Source organism: Hydrogenophaga laconesensis (genome assembly GCF_031457235.1).
GTDB lineage: Bacteria > Pseudomonadota > Gammaproteobacteria > Burkholderiales > Burkholderiaceae_C > Hydrogenophaga > Hydrogenophaga laconesensis.
This window is the reverse complement of the sequence record NZ_JAVDWE010000007.1, coordinates 90,713-113,076: the sequence shown is the minus strand read 5'-3', so window position 1 is coordinate 113,076 and position 22,364 is coordinate 90,713. Positions and strand designations below refer to the sequence as shown.

Annotated in this window: 23 protein-coding genes and 1 tRNA gene; 5 read left to right on the top strand and 19 right to left on the bottom strand. The window is 66.4% G+C overall.

Annotated features, from left to right (window positions below):
* Window positions 1-2,901 (top strand): valine--tRNA ligase, encoded by a 2,901-nt coding sequence (locus tag J2X09_RS13840; RefSeq protein WP_204734072.1) that lies wholly within the window; start codon window positions 1-3, stop codon window positions 2,899-2,901.
* Between the two features lie 96 nt (window positions 2,902-2,997).
* Here J2X09_RS13840 and J2X09_RS13835 read toward each other — a convergent pair whose 3' ends face one another.
* The 4 genes from J2X09_RS13835 to cysM form a co-directional block, all read right to left on the bottom strand.
* The gene (locus tag J2X09_RS13835; RefSeq protein ID WP_204734073.1) at window positions 2,998-4,041 is read right to left on the bottom strand and encodes an NAD(P)-dependent oxidoreductase; all 1,044 of its coding nucleotides are present in this window, start codon (window positions 4,039-4,041) and stop codon (window positions 2,998-3,000) included.
* Window positions 4,042-4,099: 58 nt separating this feature from the next.
* The gene (locus J2X09_RS13830) at window positions 4,100-4,327 is read right to left on the bottom strand and encodes a sulfurtransferase TusA family protein (protein ID WP_204734074.1); all 228 of its coding nucleotides are present in this window, start codon (window positions 4,325-4,327) and stop codon (window positions 4,100-4,102) included.
* Between the two features lie 79 nt (window positions 4,328-4,406).
* A complete protein-coding gene (locus J2X09_RS13825; RefSeq protein WP_204734075.1) occupies window positions 4,407-4,961 on the bottom strand; it encodes an NUDIX domain-containing protein in 555 nt (184 codons plus the stop codon).
* 15 nt (window positions 4,962-4,976) lie between these two features.
* On the bottom strand, window positions 4,977-5,879 hold the full coding sequence (gene cysM, locus J2X09_RS13820; protein ID WP_204734076.1) for a cysteine synthase CysM: 903 nt from the start codon (window positions 5,877-5,879) through the stop codon (window positions 4,977-4,979).
* A gap of 39 nt (window positions 5,880-5,918) precedes the next feature.
* On the opposite strand from cysM, the gene J2X09_RS13815 reads away from it, so the two are divergent.
* Window positions 5,919-6,003 (top strand) — tRNA-Leu (locus tag J2X09_RS13815).
* A 45-nt stretch (window positions 6,004-6,048) separates the two neighbouring features.
* Here J2X09_RS13815 and J2X09_RS13810 read toward each other — a convergent pair.
* Window positions 6,049-6,981 (bottom strand): SDR family oxidoreductase, encoded by a 933-nt coding sequence (locus tag J2X09_RS13810; RefSeq protein WP_204734077.1) that lies wholly within the window; start codon window positions 6,979-6,981, stop codon window positions 6,049-6,051.
* 81 nt (window positions 6,982-7,062) lie between these two features.
* Between J2X09_RS13810 and J2X09_RS13805 the strand changes: the two genes are divergently transcribed.
* Window positions 7,063-8,094 (top strand): CDP-6-deoxy-delta-3,4-glucoseen reductase, encoded by a 1,032-nt coding sequence (locus J2X09_RS13805; RefSeq protein WP_204734078.1) that lies wholly within the window; start codon window positions 7,063-7,065, stop codon window positions 8,092-8,094.
* Between the two features lie 121 nt (window positions 8,095-8,215).
* Window positions 8,216-9,196, top strand: a complete 981-nt coding sequence (locus J2X09_RS13800) for a Bug family tripartite tricarboxylate transporter substrate binding protein (protein WP_204734079.1) — start codon at window positions 8,216-8,218, stop codon at window positions 9,194-9,196.
* 121 nt (window positions 9,197-9,317) lie between these two features.
* Here the strand turns inward: J2X09_RS13800 and J2X09_RS13795 are convergent, their stop codons facing one another.
* From J2X09_RS13795 to J2X09_RS13745, 11 genes are all read right to left on the bottom strand, one after another.
* A complete protein-coding gene (locus J2X09_RS13795; protein WP_204734080.1) occupies window positions 9,318-10,352 on the bottom strand; it encodes a DctP family TRAP transporter solute-binding subunit in 1,035 nt (344 codons plus the stop codon).
* 30 nt (window positions 10,353-10,382) lie between these two features.
* The gene (locus J2X09_RS13790; RefSeq protein ID WP_204734081.1) at window positions 10,383-11,681 is read right to left on the bottom strand and encodes a TRAP transporter large permease; all 1,299 of its coding nucleotides are present in this window, start codon (window positions 11,679-11,681) and stop codon (window positions 10,383-10,385) included.
* Entirely contained in the window at window positions 11,678-12,220 is a 543-nt protein-coding gene (locus tag J2X09_RS13785; protein ID WP_204734082.1) for a TRAP transporter small permease, read from the bottom strand. Before J2X09_RS13785 ends, J2X09_RS13790 begins: the two co-directional genes overlap by 4 nt.
* Window positions 12,221-12,393: 173 nt before the next feature.
* Window positions 12,394-13,872, bottom strand: a complete 1,479-nt coding sequence (locus J2X09_RS13780; protein ID WP_204734083.1) for a Do family serine endopeptidase — start codon at window positions 13,870-13,872, stop codon at window positions 12,394-12,396.
* A gap of 67 nt (window positions 13,873-13,939) precedes the next feature.
* Window positions 13,940-15,283, bottom strand: coding sequence for an ATP-binding protein (locus J2X09_RS13775; protein WP_310308535.1), 1,344 nt, complete (start codon window positions 15,281-15,283; stop codon window positions 13,940-13,942).
* Between the two features lie 61 nt (window positions 15,284-15,344).
* Window positions 15,345-16,004 carry a response regulator transcription factor gene (locus J2X09_RS13770; RefSeq protein ID WP_204734084.1) on the bottom strand — a complete coding sequence of 220 codons (660 nt, stop codon included), beginning with the start codon at window positions 16,002-16,004 and terminating at the stop codon, window positions 15,345-15,347.
* A gap of 103 nt (window positions 16,005-16,107) precedes the next feature.
* Window positions 16,108-16,707, bottom strand: a complete 600-nt coding sequence (locus J2X09_RS13765) for an SCO family protein (RefSeq protein ID WP_204734085.1) — start codon at window positions 16,705-16,707, stop codon at window positions 16,108-16,110.
* An 8-nt stretch (window positions 16,708-16,715) separates the two neighbouring features.
* The gene (gene cyoE, locus J2X09_RS13760; protein ID WP_204734086.1) at window positions 16,716-17,621 is read right to left on the bottom strand and encodes a heme o synthase; all 906 of its coding nucleotides are present in this window, start codon (window positions 17,619-17,621) and stop codon (window positions 16,716-16,718) included.
* A complete protein-coding gene (locus J2X09_RS13755) occupies window positions 17,618-18,781 on the bottom strand; it encodes a COX15/CtaA family protein (protein ID WP_204734087.1) in 1,164 nt (387 codons plus the stop codon). The genes cyoE and J2X09_RS13755 overlap by 4 nt, the downstream gene beginning before the upstream one ends.
* Window position 18,782: 1 nt before the next feature.
* Window positions 18,783-19,460, bottom strand: a complete 678-nt coding sequence (locus J2X09_RS13750; RefSeq protein WP_204734088.1) for an SCO family protein — start codon at window positions 19,458-19,460, stop codon at window positions 18,783-18,785.
* Entirely contained in the window at window positions 19,441-20,181 is a 741-nt protein-coding gene (locus J2X09_RS13745; RefSeq protein WP_204734089.1) for an SURF1 family protein, read from the bottom strand. Before J2X09_RS13745 ends, J2X09_RS13750 begins: the two co-directional genes overlap by 20 nt.
* Window positions 20,182-20,253: 72 nt before the next feature.
* Between J2X09_RS13745 and J2X09_RS13740 the strand changes: the two genes are divergently transcribed.
* Window positions 20,254-20,487: a twin transmembrane helix small protein gene (locus tag J2X09_RS13740; protein ID WP_204734090.1), complete on the top strand. Its 234-nt coding sequence runs from the start codon at window positions 20,254-20,256 to the stop codon at window positions 20,485-20,487.
* Between the two features lie 86 nt (window positions 20,488-20,573).
* On the opposite strand, the gene J2X09_RS13735 is transcribed toward J2X09_RS13740, so the two are convergent.
* The 3 genes from J2X09_RS13735 to J2X09_RS13725 form a co-directional block, all read right to left on the bottom strand.
* Window positions 20,574-21,455: a cytochrome c oxidase subunit 3 gene (locus tag J2X09_RS13735; RefSeq protein ID WP_204734091.1), complete on the bottom strand. Its 882-nt coding sequence runs from the start codon at window positions 21,453-21,455 to the stop codon at window positions 20,574-20,576.
* A gap of 73 nt (window positions 21,456-21,528) precedes the next feature.
* The gene (locus tag J2X09_RS13730; protein WP_204734092.1) at window positions 21,529-21,741 is read right to left on the bottom strand and encodes a DUF2970 domain-containing protein; all 213 of its coding nucleotides are present in this window, start codon (window positions 21,739-21,741) and stop codon (window positions 21,529-21,531) included.
* Window positions 21,738-22,349: a cytochrome c oxidase assembly protein gene (locus J2X09_RS13725; protein ID WP_204734093.1), complete on the bottom strand. Its 612-nt coding sequence runs from the start codon at window positions 22,347-22,349 to the stop codon at window positions 21,738-21,740. The genes J2X09_RS13730 and J2X09_RS13725 overlap by 4 nt, the downstream gene beginning before the upstream one ends.
* Window positions 22,350-22,364 lie beyond the last annotated feature (15 nt).

The following is a 22,364-nucleotide window of genomic DNA, read 5'->3' as shown; positions in this document are numbered from 1 at the left end:
ATGACCGACACCCTGAACCAGCCTGGCCTGCAATCCCTGGCCAAATCGTTCGAACCCGCACCGCTGGAAGCCCGATGGGGCCCCGAATGGGAAAAGCGTGGCTACGGCGCCGCCGGCTTCCGCGGCACCGGCTCTGCACAGGCCGGCGCGCCCTCGTTCGCGATCCAGCTGCCACCACCGAACGTGACCGGCACGCTGCACATGGGCCACGCGTTCAACCAGACCATCATGGACAGTCTCACGCGGTACCACCGCATGGCGGGCGCGAACACGGTCTGGGTGCCCGGCACCGACCACGCGGGCATCGCCACCCAGATCGTGGTGGAGCGCCAGCTACAGGCCCAGGGCATCAGCCGCCATGACATGGGCCCGACGCCTGCCGAGGCGCGCAAGAACTTCGTGGCCAAGGTCTGGGAGTGGAAAGAACAGAGCGGCAACACCATCACCACGCAGATGCGCCGCATGGGCGACAGCGTGGATTGGGGCCGCGAGTACTTCACCATGGACGACAAGCTGAGTACCGTCGTCACCGAAACCTTCGTGCGCCTGTACGAGCAAGGCCTGATCTACCGCGGCAAGCGCCTGGTGAACTGGGACCCGGTGCTCAAGACCGCCGTGTCCGACCTCGAAGTGGAGAGCGAGGAGGAAGACGGCTTCCTCTGGCACATCGCCTACCCGCTGGCCGACGGCAGCGGTGCGCTCACCGTGGCCACCACACGACCCGAGACCCTGCTGGGCGACGTGGCGGTGATGGTGCATCCGGAAGACGAACGCTACACGGCCCTGATCGGCAAGATGGTCCAGCTCCCGCTGTGCGACCGTGAGATTCCCGTGATCGCCGATGCGTATGTGGACCGCGAGTTCGGCACCGGTGTGGTCAAGGTCACGCCCGCGCACGACAACAACGACTATGCCGTCGGCCAGCGCCACGGCCTGCCCATCATCGGCGTGCTCACGCTGGACGCGGCCATCAACGAGAACGCGCCTGCCAAATACCGCGGCATGGACCGCTTCGTGGCCCGCAAGGCGGTGGTGGCCGATCTGGAAGCCGCCGGCCTGCTGGTGGAGACGAAAAAACACAAGCTCATGGTGCCACGCTGCGCGCGCACCGGCCAGGTCATCGAACCGATGCTGACGGACCAGTGGTTCGTGGCCATGGGCAAGGTCAGCGAGTCAGACCCCACCGGCAAGAGCATCGCGCAGAAAGCCATCGACGCCGTCGCTTCGGGCCAGGTGAGCTTCGTGCCGGAGAACTGGGTCAACACCTACAACCAGTGGATGAACAACATCCAGGACTGGTGCATCAGCCGCCAGCTCTGGTGGGGCCACCAGATTCCGGCCTGGTACGACGAAGCCGGCAACGTGATCGTGGCGCGCAGCGAAGCCGAGGCCCAGGCCAGGGCACCGGGCAAGACGCTCACGCGCGACCCCGACGTGCTCGACACGTGGTACTCCTCCGCCCTCGTGCCCTTCAGCACCATGGGCTGGCCGGACCAGAAGGATGGCGAGACCGAGGACTACAACCTCTACCTGCCCAGCACGGTGCTTGTGACCGGCTACGACATCATCTTCTTCTGGGTCGCCCGGATGATCATGATGACGACCCATTTCACCGGCCGCGTGCCGTTCAAGCACGTCTACATCCACGGCCTGGTGCGCGACGCGCAGGGCCAGAAGATGAGCAAGAGCGAGGGCAACGTGCTCGACCCGGTGGACCTGATCGACGGCATCGCCCTGGCGCCACTGCTGGACAAGCGCACCACCGGCCTGCGCAAGCCCGAGACCGCGCCCAAGGTGCGCAAGCAGACCGAGAAGGAATTCCCGGAAGGCATTCCCGCCTACGGTGCCGACGCACTGCGCTTCACCTTCGCCGCACTGGCCTCGCTGGGCCGCAGCATCAACTTCGACAGCAAGCGCTGCGAGGGTTACCGCAACTTCTGCAACAAGCTCTGGAACGCCACGCGCTTCGTGCTCATGAACTGCGAAGGCCACGACTGCGGCCTGAAGGAGCACACCAAGGCCGAGTGCGCACCGGGCCAGCCGTTCCACAACTACATGTCGTTCAGCCAGGCCGACCGATGGATCAGTTCGGTGCTGCAGAAGGTCGAAGCGGAAGTTGCGAAGGGCTTTGCCGAGTACCGCCTCGACAACGTCGCCAACGCGATCTACGACTTCGTCTGGAACGAGTTCTGCGACTGGTACCTCGAGATCGCCAAGGTGCAGATACAGACCGGCGACGCGTCACAGCAGCGCGCCACACGCCGCACGCTGATCCGCACACTGGAAGCGATCCTGCGGCTGGCGCACCCGATCATCCCCTTCATCACCGAAGAGCTCTGGCAGAAGGTGGCGCCGGTGGCCGGCCTGCCCGGTGAGTCCGTCAGCATCGCGCGCTACCCGGAGAGCCAGCCGAACAAGATCGACGAAGCCGCCATCGCACACGCCGCCAAGCTGAAATCGGTGGTCGATGCCTGCCGCACGCTGCGCGGCGAGATGAACGTCTCGCCCGCCACCCGACTGCCGCTCTACGTGGTGGGCGATACGGCCTTCATGCGGGCCGCTGGCCCGGTGCTGCAGGCGCTGGCCAAGCTGAACGAAGTGCGCGTGTTCGAAGACGAGGCTGCCTGGGCCGCCGCCGCACAAACCGCCCCCGTGGCGGTGGTGGGCGAGGCCCGCATGTGCCTCTTCATGGAAATCGACGTTGCCGCCGAGAAGGCCCGCCTGGGCAAGGAGGCGGCGCGCCTGGAGAACGAAATCACCAAGGCCAACGGCAAGCTCTCGAACGAAGCCTTCGTGGCCAAGGCGCCACCGGCGGTGATCGATCAGGAGAAGAAACGCGTGGCCGACTTCAGCGCCACGCTGGACAAGGTCCGCGAGCAACTGGCCCGTTTGAGCGCCTGAGGTACCAGGCCCGTAGACACCGAGGAACCGGCTTTGCCGGGCCTCTGGTGTCGCCTCTTGGGGGGTCCGCGCAAAGCGCGGCGGGGGTGACGCCCCTCACCCTCTGTGCATGGCGATCGAACTCCACTGTGACGGTGAAACCGCCTGGGGATCGCTGGTCGTGTCCTGGTAGTCGATGTTGTCGAGCGCCGAGAAATCGCTCAGGCGGTTCTCGTTCTGCATGGAACCCGGCGACAGGGTCTCGTGCATGCGGTGCGCCACGTACCAGCTGGCACGCAGTTTGGCCTCGCGGGTGTGGGAGCCCAGGCGCGGCGTGAGGTGCAGGTTGGGAATGCCATGCAGCGGGGTGCCTTCGGCCGCGAATTGCGGGTTCGCACCGTCCAGCAGGCAGGCGTCGATGCGGCCGTCGCAGAGCGCCAGCGCCAGGGCTTCGGCGTCAAACAGCGAGCTGCGGCTCACACCCACCCAGAGCTGTCCAGGCTTGCAATGGTTGAGCATGCGCTCGTTGATCCAGCCACGGAAGCGCGAGGCGTAGACCATCTGCAGCGAGATCGCATCCGAGTGGTTCAGCAGTTCCTGCAGCGACACGGGCTCGACCTTGAGCTTGTCCCAGATGTCGGCGGCGTGGTGCACGGCGGGGTCGTAGCCGAGCAGCCGCACACCCAGACTGCGCAGCATGGGCGCCAGCGTGTGGGCCACCGGCGCCAGCCCCAGCAGACCCACGGTGCTGCCGGAGAGCTCACGGCCCATGCGAACCTGGGCGATCTTGCGGCCCAGCAGCGCGCTGATCATGCCGCGGCGGTACAGCATGAGCAGGCCGTAGAGCAGGTACTCCGCGTTGGAGCGGACCGTGGCACTGCGGGCCTGAAGCACGCGCACATTGCGCCGCGCGCAAGCGTTCAGGTCGGTGTTGTCGCTGGAGATCTGCATGCGCGCGACGATCTCGAGCTTGGGCGCAAAGTCCAGGAACTCGCTGGACACCACCACGTGCGGCGGCAGCACGATGGCGCGCGTCTTGTAGGTGCTCTTGCGCAGTTCCGCCGGGTCGTCGGCCAGCTCTGGCCGGAAACTCACCTCATGGCGCTCTTGCAACCAGGCCAGCGCCTCGGGCACGAGCGGATCAAGCAACAGGACTTCCATGGTGGTGTGGTGTGGGCGCGTTGGGGACGGGAAGGAAGCGGATCGCGCCGGCTGGATTTCAGCGGCGCTTCAGGAGCGTGATGTGTTCGCCGCCGACGGTTTCCTGCTGCATGAGCATGTTGCCCGTCTGCTTGGCAAAGGCCTGGAAATCGCGCACGGAACCGGCGTCCGTCGAGATCACCTTGAGCGTCTGGCCGCTGAGCATGTCGGCCAGCGCCTTCTTGGCTTTGAGGATCGGCAGGGGGCAGTTCAGGCCTCGGGCGTCGAGTTCTTTATCGGCAGTCATGGGGTGGGGGGTATTCAGGGTTGTCGCCATTCTAAGCGGCCCGCCGCGCGGAACGGAGTCCGCGCGCGGCCGGTACCCGCTAGCCGGCGCCTTCCAGCGGGCCGGGTTTTCGTTGTATGTCTTCCATGAACACGGGCTCATGCCCCTGCTGGCGCAACCACTGCGCCAGCGCCAGGCCGGTGCCGGCGCGCCAGCAACGCACCTGCCCGGGCCGCAAGAGCCGGTAATCGGCCAGCTCGGGCGACAGCCGGACCTCGCCGTGCGCACGCGCGTGGTAGGTGATGATGACCTGGTTCATGCGCTGGAAATCATGCACGCCCACCAGTTCCAGCGAGTCCACTTCGAGCGAGGTCTCCTCGGCGATCTCACGCCGGATGCCGTCCTCGGGCGTCTCTCCCGCCTCCATGAAGCCAGTGATCAGGCCGAACATCTTGGTGGGCCAAGCAGCGTTACGGGCCAGCAGGATCTGCCCGTCCATCTCCACGATGGCGGCCAGCACCGGCGTCGGGTTGTTCCAGTGCGTGAATCCGCAGGCCGCGCAACGCAAGCGGTGGGTCAAGCCCCCGTCCTCCTCCAGGCCGATCATGACCAGAGGCGTGGCACAGGTGGGGCAGAACCGGAACTCGGTGCTCATGGAGCGCGGCAGGCCTCAGGCCGGGAAGACACCGGTGGAAAGATAGCGGTCACCCCGGTCGCACACCACGAACACGATGGTGGCGTTCTCCACCTGGCGGGCCATCTGCTGGGCCACCCAGCACGCGCCGGCCGCCGAGATGCCGGCAAAGATGCCCTCCTCACGCGCGAGCTGCCGGCACATGGCCTCCGCATCGCCCTGGCTGACGTAGACCAGCTCGTCCACCGTGCTGGGGTCGTAGATCTTGGGCAGGTACTCGGTAGGCCACTTGCGGATGCCCGGAATGCGCGACCCCTCGCTGGGCTGCGCACCGATGATGCGGACCGCCGGATTCTTTTCCTTGAGGAAACGCGAGACGCCCGTGATGGTGCCGGTGGTGCCCATGGCGCTCACGAAATGCGTGATGCGCCCACCCGTCTGTTCCCACAGCTCAGGACCGGTGGTTTCGTAGTGGATGCGCGGGTTGTCGGCATTGGCGAACTGGTCCAGCACGCGGCCCTTGCCGTCGGCCTGCATTTTCTCGGCCAGATCGCGTGCGGACTCCATACCCCCGCTCTTGGACGTGAGGATGAGCTCGGCGCCGAACGCCTTCATGGTCTGCGCACGCTCGATGGACAGATCCTCCGGCATGATCAGCACCATGCGATAGCCCTTGATGGCCGCCGCCATCGCCAGCGCAATGCCAGTGTTGCCCGACGTGGCCTCGATCAGCGTGTCGCCGGGCCGGATATCGCCGCGCTCCTCGGCGCGTTTGATCATCGAGACGGCGGGCCGGTCTTTCACCGAACCCGCCGGGTTGTTGCCTTCCAGCTTGCCCAGGATCACATTGCCGCGCGCCTTGTTGTCCGCGGCACCGATGCGCTGCAGGGCGACCAGCGGCGTACGGCCAATGGCGTCTTCAATCGTCGGGTAGTTCATCCCGCCACTGTGCCATAATTTCGAGTCTCCCTGCTCCCTGCCCGGGTGGTGAAATTGGTAGACGCGCCGGACTCAAAATCCGGTTCCGAAAGGAGTGTCGGTTCGATTCCGACCCCGGGCACCATCCGCCCAAGCCGTGCCGCCCACCGCACGGCTTTTTTGCTGGCGATCAGGCGGGCGCGGTTCCTACAAGGCCGTCTGCCACCTTGGGATAGCGCAGGCGCAGACCGAGCTCGCGCTTCATCCGCACGTTGTGAATCCGACGTGATTCGCTCATGAAGCTCAGCAATACCAATGGCAGTTGGTCACCCGCAGCATCGCGCGCCACGCGGGGTGGGCGCGGCATTCCGTACAGATCGGCGGCCAGATCAAAGTAGTCGCCCATCTTGAGCTCCGTGTCGTCCACCACGTTCACGTTGCGCTGCGGGCGCCCACGCCAGAGCGCGAGCACGCAGGCCCGCGCGAGGTCGTCGGCATGGATATGGTTCGTGTAGACGTCGTCTTCCGCACGCAGCACCGGCGTGCCACGCAGCAGCCGCTCGCGCGGCGTACCGCCTGTCCGGTCGGGCGCGTAGATCCCTGGAACGCGCAGCACCGTGGTGCGCACGCCCGTGGCGCGGCCCAGCCAATGCACAGCGGCTTCCGCGTCCACCCGGCGCCAGGCGCGGGGCGTTGTCGGGTTCGCGGGGGTGCCCTCGTCGATCCAGCGGCCGCCGGCGTCGCCGTACACGCCCGTGGTGGACCCGTAGACCACCGAGGCAGGCAGTGAGCGCTGCGCCAGGGCGCGCGTGAGCGCCCGCGTGCGCGGGTCCAGGCGCCAGTCGACCAGTTCACCGGACGGCGGCGGGGCGAGGTGCAGCACGCGCGTGGCCAGCCCGGACAGCCGCCGCAGGCTGCGCGGGTCGTCCAGGTTGCCCAGGAGCGGCGTGATGCCCTGCGCCCGCAAGGCGGGGCCGCGCTCGGCGCTGGACGTGAGGGCCAGCAGGCGCACGCGCTGCGCGCCGCTCAGAACGCGCGCCGCGCGCTGACCCACGTCGCCACAGCCCACGATGAGAACCCGCTCACGCCGGAAGCGTGCGGGCAAAGCGCCAAGGAGACCCATGCGAAATCCGGATTTGAGACAATGCCGGGTTGCCACACAGGGACGTTCCCCTGTCGGCCATCCCGTCCAACAAGTGCCAGTATGACATTCACCATCTCCGTCGAGCCCAGTGGGCGCACCTTCACCGCCGAGCCCGAAGAGTCCATGCTCGCCGCCGGCATCCGACAGGGCATCGGCCTGCCCTATGGCTGCAAGGACGGCGCCTGCGGATCCTGCAAATGCAAGCTGGTCTCGGGCACCGTGAAGCACGGGCCCCACCAGCCCAAGGCACTGAGCGCCGACGAGGAAGCCGCCGGCTTCGTGCTCACCTGCTGCGGCGTGGCCCAGACCGATGTGGTGATCGAGTCGCGCCAGGTCACCGAGGCCGGTGCCTTCCCGATCAAGAAGATGCCGGTGCGGGTAAGCACGATGGAGCGCGCCTCGCACGACGTGGTCGTGCTGCGCCTGCAACTGCCTGCGAGCGACGCCTTTCAGTACCACGCAGGCCAGTACGTCGAATTCCTGTTGCGAGACGGTGACCGCCGCAGCTATTCCATGGCCAACGCACCGCACACGCAGGCCACGGCGCCTGCGCTGGAGCTGCACCTGCGCCACATGCCCGGCGGCAAGTTCACCGATCACGTGTTCGGTACCATGAAGGAAAAGGACATCCTGCGCATCGAAGGGCCGTACGGCAGCTTCTTCCTGCGCGAAGACAGCGACAAGCCCATCGTGTTCCTCGCCTCGGGCACCGGCTTCGCACCGATCAAGGCCGTCATCGAGCACATGCAGTTCAAGGGCATCACGCGGCCGGCCACGCTGTACTGGGGCGGCCGACGCCCGGCCGACCTGTACCAGAGCGCCTGGCTCGAAGCACGCCTGGCCGAGATGCCAAACCTGCGCTACGTACCCGTGATTTCCCATGCGTTGCCCGAAGACGCCTGGAGCGGTCGCACAGGCTTCGTGCACCAGGCCGTGCTGGAGGACTTCCCGGACCTCTCCGGCCACGAGGTGTACGCCTGCGGTGCGCCCATCGTGGTCGAATCGGCCCAGCGCGACTACGTGGAGAAGGCCGGCCTGCCGGCAGAAGCCTTCTTCGCCGACTCATTCACCAGTGCCGCCGACAAAATCTGACCCCCGTCACTTGCTCTCTTCGTGTAGCCGCATACCCCTCAAGGGGGTAGCACCTGCGGCCCGGCAAAGCCGGTTCCCTGGTGCTTCTGACTGTGATCCTTTTCATCCACAGGAGACAACCATGCTGAACCGCCGCACCCTGATCACCCGGTCCACACTGGCCGCCGCCGCGCTGTCCGCGCCCCTGCTCGGCCGCGCACAGGCCTCCAGCACCACGCGCATCGTGGTGCCGTTCGCAGCGGGTGGTCCCATCGACGTGACGGCCCGCATCCTGGCCGAAGCGGTCAAGGGGACGCTCGGCACGGTGATCGTGGAAAACCGGCCAGGTGCGGGCGGCAACATCGGCATGACCGCGGTGGCCAAGGCCCCGGCCGACGGCCTCACGCTGGGCATCGCCACCACGGCGTCGCACGGCATCAACCCCTGGCTGTTCAAGCAACTGCCGTACGACCCGGCCAAGGACTTCGCGGCCATCACGCAGATGCTGAGCGTGCCCAACGTGCTGGTGATGAACGCCGACACCGCCGCGCGCCTGAAGATCAACACCGTGGCAGACCTCATCGCCTACGGCAAGGCCAACCCGGGCAAGCTCAACTACGGCTCGGGCGGCAATGGGAGCGCTGGCCATCTGGCGGGCGAACTCCTGAAGAACCAGGCCGGCATCTACGCAGTGCACATTCCCTACAACGGCGGCAACCCGGCGCAACTCGGCCTGCTGTCCGGTCAGGTGGACTTCAACATCGACAACCTCGCCACCGCCGCGACCAATATCCGCTCGGGCAAGCTCAAGGCGCTGGCGGTCACCACCGCGCAGCGCAGCAGCGTGATGCCCGACGTGCCGACCCTGGCGTCCACCCTGCCCGGCTTCGAAATCGACACCTGGTGGGGCCTGATCGCGCCCGCCGGCACGCCTGCCGACACCGTGCGCAAGCTCAACGCCGCCTTCAACGCCGCGCTGAACTCCCCCGAGGTCAAGACGCGCTTCGCCCAGCTGCTGGCCGAACCCGCGCCCAGCACACCCGAACAGTTCGACGACTTCATGAAACGCGAACGCTCGAAGTACCAGCGAATGGTCAAACTCAGCGGCGCTCAGGTGGACTGAGAAAAAAGCCACCGTCGCACGAGCGAGGTGGCTTGTCCAGAGATACCGCGGAACCGGCCCCGCCGGACCGCAGGTATCGCCCCTTCGAGGGGGTGGCGCGAAGCGCGGCGGGGGTGCCTCTCTACTTCCTTGCCGCCACGGCCTTCTCGGCTTTGTTCACGAGGTCCGCGCCAATCTGGGTCTTCCACTTGTCGTACACGGGGCGCGTCACCTTGACGAACTCGGCGCGCTGCTCCGCCGTCAGCTCGGTCACGGTCACGCCCATGTCGGTGAGTTGTTTCACCAGCGGCTTGCCGGGCTCCACCAGGCCCTTGCGGGCCAGTGCCTTGCCTTCCTTGCCGGCGTCGATGGCGGCCTGCTTGACGATGACACGGTCGGCCTCGGTCCAGCTGGCCCACACGTCCTTGTTCACCACGAAGATCAGCGGATCGGCCACGTAGCCCCACAGCGTGAGGTGCTTCTGTTCCACCGACGGCAGCTTGGCGGCGAGGAACACCGACAGCGGGTTCTCCTGGCCGTCCACGGCGCGGCTGGCCATGGCGGGCTGTGCATCGGCCCAGCTCATCTGCGTGGGATTCGCGCCCAGCGCGGTAAACGTGTCGAGGAACAGCGGCGAGCCCACCACGCGGATCTTCAGGCCCTTCAGGTCGGCCGGGGTCTTGATGGCGTGCTTGGAGTTCGAAATCTCGCGGTAGCCGTTCTCGCCCCAGGCCAGCGGCACGGCGCCGGCGCGCTCGATGTCCTTGAACAGTTGCGCGCCCACTTCACCCGAGGTCAGCGCGTCGATGGCGGCGAAGTCGGGCATCAGGAAAGGCATGGAGAACAGGTTGAGCTGGCGCACCTGGGGCGACCAGTTGATGGTCGAACCCACGGCGAGGTCGATCACACCCTGACGCAGCGCGCTGAACTCGCGCGTCTGGTCGCCCTGGATCAGTGACACGCCCGGGTACAGCTTGAAGTTGATGCGGCCCTGCGTGCGCTCGCGCACCAGGTTCGCCCAGATCTCGCCGCTCTTGCCCCAGGGGAAAGCCGTGCCCAGCACGAGCGACATGCGGTACTCGGCCTTGTACGCGGCAGTGCTCTGCGCGAAACCGTGGGTGGTGACGGCCAGTGCGGCGGCCGTGAGCGCGGTGGTGAGGAAGGTGCGAAGTTTCATGCGTTTGTCTCCTTGGTTGAAATCGAAAGCTCAGTAGCCCAGCCTGGCGGGCAGCCAGAGCGCCAGTTGCGGGAAGGCGATCACCAGCACCATGACCACGAACATGGCCAGGAGCATGGGACCGACCCATCGGATGGTGGACTCCATGCGCACACCGGCGATGCGGCACGACACCATGAGGTTCACCGCCAGCGGCGGCGTGAACTGGCCCAGCGCCACCTTCAGCGTGAGGATGACGCCGAACCACACCGGATCCCAGTTGTAGTGCTGCATGATGGGCATGAGCAGCGGCACGAAGATCAGGAAGATCGAGATGCCGTCCAGGAACATGCCCACGGTGATCAGCAGCAGGATCAGCAGCGAGAGCACGCCATATTCGCCCAGACCCGAATTCACGATGGCCTTGGCCACCGGGTCGATCACGCCCAGTGTGGAGAGGGAGAACGCAAAGATGCCCGCCAGCGACACCACCAGCAGGATGATGCCGGAGAGCTCGCCCGCCTCGCGCAGGATGGGAAAAAGATCGCGCACGCCGATCGTCCGGTGCACCACCATGCCGACGAACAGGCCGTAGAACACCGCCACCACGGCCGCTTCGGTGGGCGTGAACCAGCCGGCACGCATGCCACCCAGAATGAGCACCGGCGCAGCCAGGCCCCACAGCGCTTCGCGCAGGCTCTTCCAGAAGGGCGGGCGCGGCATGGAGGCTTCGAGCGCGCCCATGTTGTGTTTGCGGGCCAGCCACACGGCCGGCACGATCAGCGCGATGCCGGCCAGGATGCCAGGCACCATGCCGGCGGCAAACAGCGCGGGCACCGAGGCGCCGGGCACCAGCACCGAATAGATGATGAAGGCGACCGAGGGCGGGATGAGAATGTCCGTGGCCGCCGCCGCCCCCACCACGCTGGCCGAGAACGAACCCGGGTAGCCCGCGCGTGCCATGGCCGCGATCATCACGCCGCCCACCGCCGCCGCGTTGGCCGGGCCGGAACCCGAAATGCCGCCCAGGAACATGGCCACGACGATGGCCACCAGCGGCAGCATGCCGGAGCCGCGCCCGACGATGGCCACGGCGAAGTTCACCAGCCGCAGCGCGACGCCGGAGCGGTCGAAGATGGAGCCGACCAGCACGAACATCGGGATGGCCAGCAGCGGGTACTTGCCCAGGCCGGCATAGAAGTTCTGCGGTACCGCCAGCAGGCCGAACCACTGGGAGTTGAAGTCCGCCATGGCGATGGCCGCCGCGCCGGCCAGGCCCAGCGCCGCGGCGATGGGCACCCCGGCGAACATGGCGCCGAGGAACATCAGGAACAGCAGCGCGGCGATCATGGCTGCGCTCCCGCGCGACGCAGTCGGTTGAAGCGGCCCAGTGCGCGCAGCGCGATGGCCAGCGAGAGGATGGGCAGCCAGATCGAATACCACCACTGGGGCAGGCCCAGACCCGGCGAGATCTCTTCGTAGACGTAGTGGTCCCACACCATGCGCACGCTCAGCACGGCCATCAGCAGGAACAGCAGCACCATGGCCATCGCACCCCACAAAGCGAGCAGGTGGCGGCGGCGCGGCGAGCCGGCATCGGCGAAGAACTCGATGCGGATGTGGCGGTGCCGCGCCACGGCTGCCGAGCTGGCCACCAGAGTGAGCACGATCATGAGGAAGATCGAGAATTCCTCGGTCCAGGCGAACGACTGGTCGGTGAAGTAGCGCGCGATCACGTTGCCAAAGGTGATCAGGGCCAGCAACGCCATCGAAATGACGGTCAGCCAGTCCTCGACGCGCAGGGGCACACGGGTGTTTTCGTCGATGGGGTTGTCGGGCGTGGCGGCATCGGGATGCACGTCGCGAGAGGGTTCGGTAGGGGTGGACATGGGATGGAAACGGCAGGCCGGCGGCCGCAGCAGGGCAGCCGGAGATGATAGACGTTTCCCTTTTTGCGCCATGTCCTGCCAGTACCACATGCGGGTTTCACCGAATGCGCCAGGGAACCAGACATAAAAAAACGGCACCCGAAGGTGCCGTTGTGTGCCCAACCCGAAACCATTCAACCCAATGGAACGGGCACAAAGATCTGGGTGCCGTCGCGCTGGATGAGCAGCGCCAGCGACTTGGTGGATGTGCCCAGCATCGCACGCACCTGTTCCACGTTCTGCACTTTCGCGCCGTTGACCGCCAGCAGCACGTCGCCCGGCTGCACACCGGCCAATGCCGCCGGCCCCTGGGCATCCTCGACCACCAGGCCGCCGTCCACGCCGGCCTCCCGCCGCTCCTGCGGCGCCAGAGGGCGCAGCGCCAGGCCGAGGCGTCCCTGGTCCGTGGCCTTCTCATTGCCAGCCGCCTTGGCCGTCTTGGCGGCTGCGTCACCCAGCTGCGCCGTCAACGCCACCGGTTTGCCCTGGCGCCACACGTCCAGCCGCACCTTCTCGCCAGGCAACGCCTGGCCGATGAGGGCGGGCAGGTCGCCGGAACTCACGATGGGTTGCCCATCCATCTGGCGGATCACGTCGCCCACCTGCAGGCCGGCCTTCGCGGCCGGGCTCTCCGGCTCCACGGACGAGACGAGCGCACCTTCGGGCTTGTCCAGCTTGAAGGACTCGGCCAGCGTCTGATTCACCTCCTGGACCGCCACACCCAGCCGTGCATGGCTGGCCTTGCCGTGCGCCACGATCTGGTCCTTGACCTTGAGCACGGTCTCCATGGGAATCGCGAACGACAGGCCCTGGTAGCCGCCGGTGCGGCTGTAGATCTGCGAATTGATGCCCACCACCTCGCCACGCGAGTTGAACAGCGGGCCACCCGAGTTGCCGGGGTTGACCGCCACGTCGGTCTGGATGAAGGGCACAAAGCTGTCGTCCGGCAGCGAGCGGCCCTTGGCGCTGACCACGCCAGCGGTCACGCTGTTCTCGAAGCCGAACGGCGAACCAATGGCCAACACCCATTCACCCACCTTAAGGTCTTTCGTGTTGCCCAGCGGGACCACGGGCAGGTCCTTGGCGTCGATGCGCAGCACGGCCACATCGGTCTTGGGGTCGGAGCCCAGCACCTTGGCCACGAACTCGCGCCGATCCGTGAGCTTGACGGTGACACGTTGCGCGTTGCGGACGACATGGGCGTTGGTCAGCACCAGGCCATCGGGGCTGATGATGAAGCCCGAACCCTGTCCGCGCGAAGGCGCCTCGCGCCCGCCGCCCTGCCCGCCCGGGCCCTGGAAGCGCTTGAAGAATTCGAAGAACGGATCGTTCGGGTCGATACCGGGCGGCGTGCGGCTGGCGGCTTGCTGCTCGTCCTCCGCGCCGGCCTTGCCGATCACGCTGATGTTGACCACCGCAGCGCCATGGCGCTGCGCGATCTGCGAAAAATCGGGCACGACGGCCGCAGCCACCATCGGAGCCTGCTGCGCGGTCACAGGTGATGCCGCGCTCGCGTGTGTGCCGGAAACCAGGCCCACGCTGGCGCCGCCGACGATGCCCGCAGCCGCGAGGGACAACACCAGTCGCGAGGCGGTGAGAGACAGGGTTTTCATGAGAGCTCCTTCAGCAAGGACAGGTTGAACATGTCCTTGAATATGAGCCCACAGAGTTAGACGGTTCTTAAAGCGCCGCCAGCCGCAACGCGATGCGCAGGCCACCGAGACTGGGCGAGCGGTCCAGCTCCAGGGTAGCGCCGTGCAGTTGCGCGATGGCGTTCGCGATGGCCAGGCCCAGCCCGCTGCCCGTCGCTTCGGTGCCCGGCACACGGTAGAAGCGGTCGAACACGCGCGCGCGGTCGGCTTCGGAAATGCCAGGTCCGCTGTCTTCCACCGCGAGCACCAGCCAGCCGGCTTCGCGGCGCACGGTCACGTCCACCTTGCCGCCTTCGGGCGTGTACTTCAGTGCGTTGTCGACCAGGTTGTTCAACAGAATGCGCAACGGTTCGGCGTGGCCTCGCACCTGCCCGGCCATCGTCTCGCCCAGGCCCAGATCGATGTGGCGCGCCACAGCCTGCGGCGCGGCTTCGGCCACCACTTGCGCGGCAAGCGATGCCAGCTCCACCGGCGCGGCGGGCTCACCGCTGGACGGCTGCGCCTGCTGCCGCGCGAGCACCAGCAACTGTTCCACCAGGCGGGTGGCGCGGTCGATGCCCGCCAGCAGCCGTTGTGCAGCAAGCTGTCGCACAGCGTCATCCGGCGCGCGTTGCAGGCCTTGCACCTGCAGACGCAAGGCGGCGAGCGGCGAACGCAGCTCGTGCGCGGCCTCGGCCACGAAGTGCTTCTGCGCCTCGAAAGCCTGCCGCACCCGGCCGAACAACAGGTTGAGTTCGTGCACCAGCGGGCGGATCTCATCGGGCAAGCCCGCCTCGCTCACCTCACCCAGTTCGTCGGCCTCGCGCTCGGCCACCTGCCGCCGCACCCGCGCCACGGGCGCGAGCGACGCACCGACCACGGCCCAGGCCACCAGCATCAGCAAGGGCGCCATCCAGGCAATGGGCAGCACCGTGCGCCAGGCCAGCGCGCGCGCCATGGCCTGCCGGGGACGCAGGTCCTGCGCGACCTGAACCACCTGCGTTCTCGACTGCATCGAATACACGCGGTAGGGCGTGCCTTCGACCTCGATATTCGAGAACCCCAGGATGGCCTGATGCGGCAAGGCCGCCCGTGAGCCGGACTGAAACACCCGGATGCCATCCGGTGTCCATATCTGCACAAAAAAATCGAACGCCTCCGCAGGCGAAGGTGGGGGCTCGCCGGGCGCGGACGGCAGGCCCGGCGGCAGCACGCCCGCGCGCAAGGCCTGCGCCATCTGTTCCATGTGGTAATCGAAGATGCCATCGGCTTCGGCGCGCGCCTGCCGGTAGACCACGGCCGCCTGCAACCCGGCCGCGAGCACGATGGCCAGCAACAACAAGCCGATCAGGCGCGTGCGCAGCGAACGCGTGGACAGGCGCGGCCACCTCACGGCAGCCCCCTCACTCCGATGCCTCGCGGCAGGCGGGGAGGGGCGTGGCGCGTTGCTTCGCTCATGCCTTGGGCACCATGTAGCCCACGCCACGCACGTTCTGGATCAGGCTGGCGCCCAGCTTCTTGCGCACGCCGTGGATGTAGACCTCCACCGCGTTGCTGCTCACGTCGTCTTTCCAGCCGTAGAGCTTTTCCTCGAGCTGCGCGCGGGAGAGCACACGGCCGGGTCGTGCGATCAGCGGTTCGAGCACAGCCCATTCGCGCGCCGAGAGTACCACTGGCTCACCGTTCGCCATGACCTCGCGCGTTGCGGTGTTGATGCTCACCCCCAGGTGTTCATACACGGGCTCGGCGCGGCCCGCCGCGCGGCGCAGCAGGGCGCGGATGCGCGCCAGCAGTTCGTCGAGATCGTAGGGTTTGAGGATGTAGTCGTCGGCACCGGCATCCAGTCCCTGCACGCGCTGCTGCACGGAATCGCGAGCGGTGGCAATCAGCACGGGCACGCGGTTGCGGCGCGCACGCAGCTCGCGCAGCACGTCCAGGCCGTCACGCCGTGGCAGGCCCAGGTCGAGCAGGATGAGGTCGTAAGCTTCGGCCTGCGCCGCCGTCGAGGCCATCTCGCCATCGCGCACCCAGTCGACCGCGTAGTGCTCCGCCCGCAAGAGATCGAGCACGGCTTCGCCGATCATCGTGTCGTCTTCGACCAGCAACAGCCTCATGGGTGCGTGTTCTCCGGACTCGTGGTGTGCCGGGCACTCCAGCGGAGTGCCCCGTCTGCATCCTGCGCCGTCCCGCTTAGGCGGGACTTAGGCGCCGCCAGGCTCAGGCGCCCGCGAGCAGCTTCTTCACGTCGCCGGCCAGCGCGGCCGCACCACTGCCATAACGGTTGTACAGGCGGATGCGCCCTTGCGGGTCGTACACGTAGCTGCCGGCCGAGTGGTCCATGGTGTAGCTGGTGGTCGAAGCACCCAGGACCTTCTTGTAGTAGATCTTGAAGCTCTTGGCCACCTCGGGCAGCTGGTCGGCTGGTGCGTAGAGGGCGAGGAAACTCGGATCGAAGTGGCTCACATACTGCTTCATCACCTCGGGCGTGTCGCGCTCGGGATCCACACTGACGAAGAGGCCTTGCAGGCGGTCGCCATCGGGGCCGAGCAGGCGCTTGGCCTCGGCCATTTCGCTCATCGACGTAGGGCAGACATCGGGGCACTGGGTGAAACCGAAGAAGAGCACCACCACCTTGCCCTTGAAGTCGGCCAGCGTGCGCGGCTGGCCGTTGTGGTCGGTCAGCGAGAACCCCGTGGCGTAGTCGGCGCCGGTGATATCGATGCCGGTGAAGGTGGCGGCGGGCGCCTCCGACTTGTCAGAACAGGCGGCAAGCCCCAGGGAGCCCAGGCTCAAGGCGAGAATTTGACGACGGTTCATGGTGCACCTCAGAGGTAATGATCGATCAGCAACGCCGCGAACAGCACGGCGAGGTGGATCAGGGAGAAACGGAAGGTCTTGCGCGCGAGCGCGTCGGAATAGTGGCGCCAGAGCGCCAACGCATAGCCGCAGAAGCCGATGCTCAGCGCCACGGCGACGACCAGGTAGAACCAGCCGCTCATGCGCATCACGAAGGGCATGAGACAGGCGGCAAACAGCACGAAGGTGTAGAGCAGGATCTGCAGACGCGTGAACTCGGAACCGTGCGTGACCGGCAGCATCGGCAGACCGGACTTGCGGTAGTCCTCCACGCGGTACAGCGCCAGCGCCCAGAAGTGCGGTGGCGTCCAGAGGAAGATGATGAGGAAGAGGATCAATGCCTCGGGCGAGACCACACCGGTCATTGCCGCCCAGCCCAGCACGGGCGGCATGGCACCCGAAGCCCCACCGATCACAATGTTCTGTGGTGTGAGCGGCTTGAGGATCACGGTGTAGACCACCGCGTAGCCCACGAAAGTGGCGAATGTCAGCCACATCGTCAGCGGGTTGACGAAGACATAGAGCACGGCGGAACCGGCAGCGCACAGCAGCGCCGAGAACGTCAGCGTCTTGCCATTGGTGAGCTCTCCTTTGGCAGTGGGCCGCCATGCAGTGCGCTTCATCTTGGCATCGATCTGCTGCTCGACCACACAATTGAAGGCGGCCGCGGCGCCTGCCACCAGCCAGATGCCGAAGCATGCGATGGCGGCCAGTTGCACCTGCGCCCAGGTCGGCACACCCGGCACGGCCAGCACCATGCCGATGAGCGCGCAGAACACGATGAGCTGGATCACACGCGGCTTGGTCAGTGCATGGTACTGCCGCCAGACCGAAGGCAGTGGAGCAACAACGGAAGAGGTGGGCGCGGTGCTCATCGGATCGGTGTGGACAGGGGCAAGGGAGAGACCGAGGTGGCCGGGTCGCGCCGGAGCGCCAGGCGCGTGCTGCAGAGGGCACCGGTCAGCACGATCACCAGCGCGGCGGCGCCACCGGTGTGCCCCACCGCGGCCGCCAGCGGCCAGTCGAGCACGACGTTGGTCAGTCCGCTACCGAACTGCCAGGCCGCGAGCAACAGCAGCGCGCGGGCCGTCGGCCGCATGCCGTCCACCGACCACAGACGCCAGCCCAGCCAGAGCATGGCAGCGAGCACGAGATAGGCCATCAGGCGATGGACGTAGTGGATGGCGGTGAGCGCGGGGAACGTGATCAGCTCGCCCGTGTGGCTCTGCCCCAGCTCACGCCAGATGGTGAAACCCTCGCGGAAATTCATGTGGGGCCACCAGCTACCCTGGCAGGTGGGAAACTCGCCACAGACCAGCACGGCGTAGTTGGTGCTGACCCAGCCACCGAGCGCGATCTGCAGCCACAACAGCAGGAACACGGCGATCAGACCCCACCGCAGTCCTCGCGACAGGGGGATCGGCCCGCGGTGGCCAGGCTCGGCCTGCGCATAGCCGACCGACTGCGCGCGCAAGAGCGCCAACAGCCCAAGCCCGCCGAGCAGGTGCAGCGTGACGATGGCCGGGAACAGCTTCATGGTCACCGTCAACGCACCGAACGCACCCTGCAGACAGACCCAGACCAGTGTGACCAGCGGCCACACGTAGGACACGCTGAGGCGCTTGCGCTCGACCCAGCTCACCATGGAGAGCACCAGGATCAGCACGCCGACCGCCGTGGCAAGGTAGCGGTGGATCATCTCGATCCAGGCCTTGGAGAAGGTGACGGGGCCGTGCGGCATTGCTTCCTGCGCGGCCGCAATCGACGTGCTCGCACCCACGGGACTCACGCTGCCGTAGCAGCCGGGCCAATCGGGGCAGCCGAGGCCGGAGTCCGTCAGACGTGTGAAGGCGCCGAACAGCACCAGGTCAAAGGTGAGGAACAAGGTGATGAGCGTGAGCACGCGCAAGCGGTGCGCGGGCGGCGCATGGCGGTTGCGCACCCACACCCAGGCCAGCGGCCCGAGCGCGATCACTACGCCCAGGAACATCAAGCGCGCGATGGGCGCGAGGTCGTAGAGCGGTTGGGTGTCCATCTCAGTTCGCCCGGCCTTCCTTGTCCCAGAACGCCGAGGCACGCAGCAGGCGGTCCAGGTCGCGCTTGGCCTGCGCAGGGTCGAGGTTGGCCGGGAAGCGCATCATCCAGTTGCCCAGCGGATCGACGACGTACAGGTGGTCTTCGATCTTCTGACCGGGTGCGGGCTGGAGCCAGGTGGCGAGCATCTGCGGGTCCACCTTGAGCACCACGGCGGCGGCCGTGGCCTGTTGCAGCGGAGCGGGCAGCGCGGCGTCTCCCGTGCGCAGCCAGACCCAGTCCAGCCGCTCCTTTTCGCGGCCCAGGGTTTCGCGCAATTGGCGCTGCACATACAGGTGCTGCATGCAGGCCTCGTCGCAGGCGCTGTCGGCCACACTCACCAGCAGCCATTGCTGTTTGAGTGAGTCCAGCGGAACGGTGCGCCCCTGTGCATCGACACCGCTCCAGGTGGGCAGCGGGCGCTGGGGGTCGATCAGCTCACCGTAGTTGCGGCGGCCTTCCGGGCGGATCACGTAATAGGTGAAATACGACGCGATGACGGGCGCAGCGCACACAAACATCAGGCCCAGCATTTTCCAGCGGCCCTTGCGCGTGCTGGCGGCGGCTTCGGCGCTGGCCTGATCCAGCTGCGGCAGGCTGTGCACGGTCAGGGTCAGGGGTTCATCGGGCATCTGTGCCATGGAATCGGCGCTTTCGGCGGGGAGAGAGGATTTGGAACCAGAGATAGAGAAGACCCGCGAGGGCACAGAGGGAGAACCACTGGAAGGCATAGCCGTGGTGCTTGTGCACGTCGACGGCGACGCGCGGCCATTCGCGCAGCAGACCGTCGGCCGCGGCATCGGTCTGCAGGACGGACACGCCCAGCAAGGACAGACCGGTTTCCCGCGCGAAGGCAGGAAGGTCGATATTTTGCCGGATCGCCCCGGGAGCCGCCTCACCCAGCTCGTATAGCTTGCCCGGCGGGGGGGCCAATCGGCCTTCCAGGAGCACCAGGCCTGCGGGGGTGACCACCTCGGGCACGCGACTGCGGTCATTGAAATCCCGAGGCACCCAGCCACGCTGCACCAGCACGGCACGCTCGCTGTTTGCCAGCCGCAGAGGTGTGACGACAAAAAAGCCGACCCGCGTGTTCATCTGGCGGTTGTCGAGAAAGATGGTGCGATCCGGCACCCATGTGCCGCTCAGGCGCACCGGCCGGTGCACACCGGCCATGACGTCGGGGGTCTTCAGCAGCTCCTCCGTGTTCAAGGCCTCCAGCCCTCCCCGCTCGTTGATCTGTGCCTGCAACGCCAGTTTCTGCGCTGCGCGGTCCAGTTGCCACAGGCCCAGCGATGCGGTCGCCACCATGGTGAGCACAGTGGCCATGGTCACAACCCAGAAACGCCAGGTGGAGCGCCGCATGTTCAGACACGCCCCGATTCACATGGGCACGCGCCACAACCTGGCGCACGGTGCGCGCGGATAATGGAGCACATGAAATATCTGGTCATCGCGGCGTTCGTTGCCATCATCGGTAGCCTCGCCACCGCCTTGGTGTACATGATGCGGGGGGGCAGCTCCACCGAGGAAGACGGCACGCCGCGCAAGAACCACATGGCTCGGGCGTTGGCTTTCCGGGTGGGTTTCTCCATCCTGCTGTTCCTGGTGGTGCTCATCAGCTACCTGATGGGCTGGATCCAGCCGACCGGCTTGCCGTTGCGCGGCTGAGCCGATAAGGCCTTTTCGGCAAAAAAGCGCCAGAAGGCGCTTTTTTTGACTGGGCCCGGGCAAGGTGGTTCAACCACCAGGAACGATCACATCCAGTAGACAAGGATGTACAGGCCCAGCCACACCACGTCCACGAAGTGCCAGTACCAGGCGGCACCTTCAAAGCCGAAATGACGCTCTTTGGTGAAGTGGCCTTTTTGCAGGCGCAGGGTGATGAACAGCAGCATCAGCATGCCCACGAACACGTGGAAGCCGTGGAAGCCCGTAAGCATGAAGAAGGTGGAGCCGAACACGCCCGACGACAGCTTGAGGTTCAGGTCGGCGTAGGCATGTGCGTATTCATAGCCCTGCACGAACAGGAAGACGACCCCCAGCACCACGGTCATCCACATGAAGGCGATGGTCTTGCTGCGGTTGCCCACTTGCAGCGCGTGGTGGGCAATGGTCAGTGTCACACCCGAGGTGAGCAGCAGCGCGGTGTTGATGGTCGGCAGCCAGAACGGGCCCATGGTCTGGAAGGGTTCGACGATGCCGGCAGGCGATGCGGTGGCGCCGGCCTGGACGCTGGGCCACACGGCGGAGAAGTTGGGCCAGATCAGCGAGTTCTCGATGCCACCCAGCGCTGGCACCGAGTGGGTGCGGGTCCACCACAGCGCCGTGAAGAACGCGCCGAAGAACATCACCTCGGAGAAGATGAACCAGCTCATGCTCCAGCGGTAGGAGAGATCGATCTTGCGGCCATACATGCCGCCTTCGCTCTCACGCACCGATTCGCTGAACCACTGGAACAGCACGAACAGCCAGAAAGCCAGGCCGAACGCCAGCGAGTAGGCACCCCAGCCATGGCCGTTGATCCACTGACCGGCGCCCAGGATGACGAAGAAGAGACCGATGGAGGCCATCACCGGGTGACGCGACGGGCCGGGAACGAAGTAGTAGGGCGTCGTGCCGTGGGTAGTTGCTGACATGCTCACTCCTGTTGTGCTTTCGCTTGTATCTAATGTCTGAAAATCAAAATCGACTCGTGGGTGTCACCGTGTCTCAACCGGCGACCCAGTTCACCAGCAGGATCAGCCCCAGCACGAACAGGAAAGCCATGCCCACACCCACCGCGAGGAGGTGCAGCGGGTTGAGCTTGGCGATGTCCTTCTGGTAGTCGGCATTGCGGCGCACGCCGATGAAGCCCCATGCCACGGCCTTGACCGTGTCGATGAAGGAGCCTTTGCGCTGGTGAACAGGCGTGGGTGTGTTCATACGTCCCCCGTGGGTTTGAGCGACTCGGCTCCACGGGCCTGAGGCGCGTCGCCGGCCGGTGCCGGAGGCACCTTGCCGCCCACCTCGAAGAAGGTGTACGACAGCGTGATGGTGCTCACATCCTTGGACAACCGGGGATCGATCACGAAGGCCACCGGCCACTCTTTTTTCTCGCCGGCCTGCAGGGTGTACTGCGTGAAGCAGAAACATTCCAGCTTGTTGAAGTGGGCTGCCGCCTGCTTGGGTGCGTAACTGGGCACCGCCTGCGCGGCCATCGTGTGGTTCTGGATGTTCTGGAACTCGTACATCACCGTGGCGAGCTCGCCGGGGTGCACCTGCATCGACCGGACCGCCGGCTTGAAATGCCAGGGCCCGCGAGCGTTGGTGTCGAATTCCACCGTGATGGTGCGGGTGCGGTCCACCTGTGTATTGGCCGGGAGGCTGGCAGCCCCCGGCACACGCAGTTCCGACACGGCCAGCACGTTGATGCCCAGGGCCTCGCAGATGTGGCGGTAGATCGGCACCAGCGCGTATCCGAAGGCGAACATGCCCAGCGCAATCACGCAGAGCTTGCCCACCATCTTGAGGTTTTCGCGTTGCAGTGCCATGGCGACAGTCTGGAT

Coding starts and splice junctions, on each gene's coding strand:
- J2X09_RS13840 (WP_204734072.1), top strand. CDS start 1: ATGACCGACACCCTGAACCAGCCTGGCCTGCAATCCCTGGCCAAATCG.
- J2X09_RS13835 (WP_204734073.1), bottom strand. CDS start 4,041: ATGGAAGTCCTGTTGCTTGATCCGCTCGTGCCCGAGGCGCTGGCCTGG.
- J2X09_RS13830 (WP_204734074.1), bottom strand. CDS start 4,327: ATGACTGCCGATAAAGAACTCGACGCCCGAGGCCTGAACTGCCCCCTG.
- J2X09_RS13825 (WP_204734075.1), bottom strand. CDS start 4,961: ATGAGCACCGAGTTCCGGTTCTGCCCCACCTGTGCCACGCCTCTGGTC.
- cysM (WP_204734076.1), bottom strand. CDS start 5,879: ATGAACTACCCGACGATTGAAGACGCCATTGGCCGTACGCCGCTGGTC.
- J2X09_RS13810 (WP_204734077.1), bottom strand. CDS start 6,981: ATGGGTCTCCTTGGCGCTTTGCCCGCACGCTTCCGGCGTGAGCGGGTT.
- J2X09_RS13805 (WP_204734078.1), top strand. CDS start 7,063: ATGACATTCACCATCTCCGTCGAGCCCAGTGGGCGCACCTTCACCGCC.
- J2X09_RS13800 (WP_204734079.1), top strand. CDS start 8,216: ATGCTGAACCGCCGCACCCTGATCACCCGGTCCACACTGGCCGCCGCC.
- J2X09_RS13795 (WP_204734080.1), bottom strand. CDS start 10,352: ATGAAACTTCGCACCTTCCTCACCACCGCGCTCACGGCCGCCGCACTG.
- J2X09_RS13790 (WP_204734081.1), bottom strand. CDS start 11,681: ATGATCGCCGCGCTGCTGTTCCTGATGTTCCTCGGCGCCATGTTCGCC.
- J2X09_RS13785 (WP_204734082.1), bottom strand. CDS start 12,220: ATGTCCACCCCTACCGAACCCTCTCGCGACGTGCATCCCGATGCCGCC.
- J2X09_RS13780 (WP_204734083.1), bottom strand. CDS start 13,872: ATGAAAACCCTGTCTCTCACCGCCTCGCGACTGGTGTTGTCCCTCGCG.
- J2X09_RS13770 (WP_204734084.1), bottom strand. CDS start 16,004: ATGAGGCTGTTGCTGGTCGAAGACGACACGATGATCGGCGAAGCCGTG.
- J2X09_RS13765 (WP_204734085.1), bottom strand. CDS start 16,707: ATGAACCGTCGTCAAATTCTCGCCTTGAGCCTGGGCTCCCTGGGGCTT.
- cyoE (WP_204734086.1), bottom strand. CDS start 17,621: ATGAGCACCGCGCCCACCTCTTCCGTTGTTGCTCCACTGCCTTCGGTC.
- J2X09_RS13755 (WP_204734087.1), bottom strand. CDS start 18,781: ATGGACACCCAACCGCTCTACGACCTCGCGCCCATCGCGCGCTTGATG.
- J2X09_RS13750 (WP_204734088.1), bottom strand. CDS start 19,460: ATGGCACAGATGCCCGATGAACCCCTGACCCTGACCGTGCACAGCCTG.
- J2X09_RS13745 (WP_204734089.1), bottom strand. CDS start 20,181: ATGCGGCGCTCCACCTGGCGTTTCTGGGTTGTGACCATGGCCACTGTG.
- J2X09_RS13740 (WP_204734090.1), top strand. CDS start 20,254: ATGAAATATCTGGTCATCGCGGCGTTCGTTGCCATCATCGGTAGCCTC.
- J2X09_RS13735 (WP_204734091.1), bottom strand. CDS start 21,455: ATGTCAGCAACTACCCACGGCACGACGCCCTACTACTTCGTTCCCGGC.
- J2X09_RS13730 (WP_204734092.1), bottom strand. CDS start 21,741: ATGAACACACCCACGCCTGTTCACCAGCGCAAAGGCTCCTTCATCGAC.
- J2X09_RS13725 (WP_204734093.1), bottom strand. CDS start 22,349: ATGGCACTGCAACGCGAAAACCTCAAGATGGTGGGCAAGCTCTGCGTG.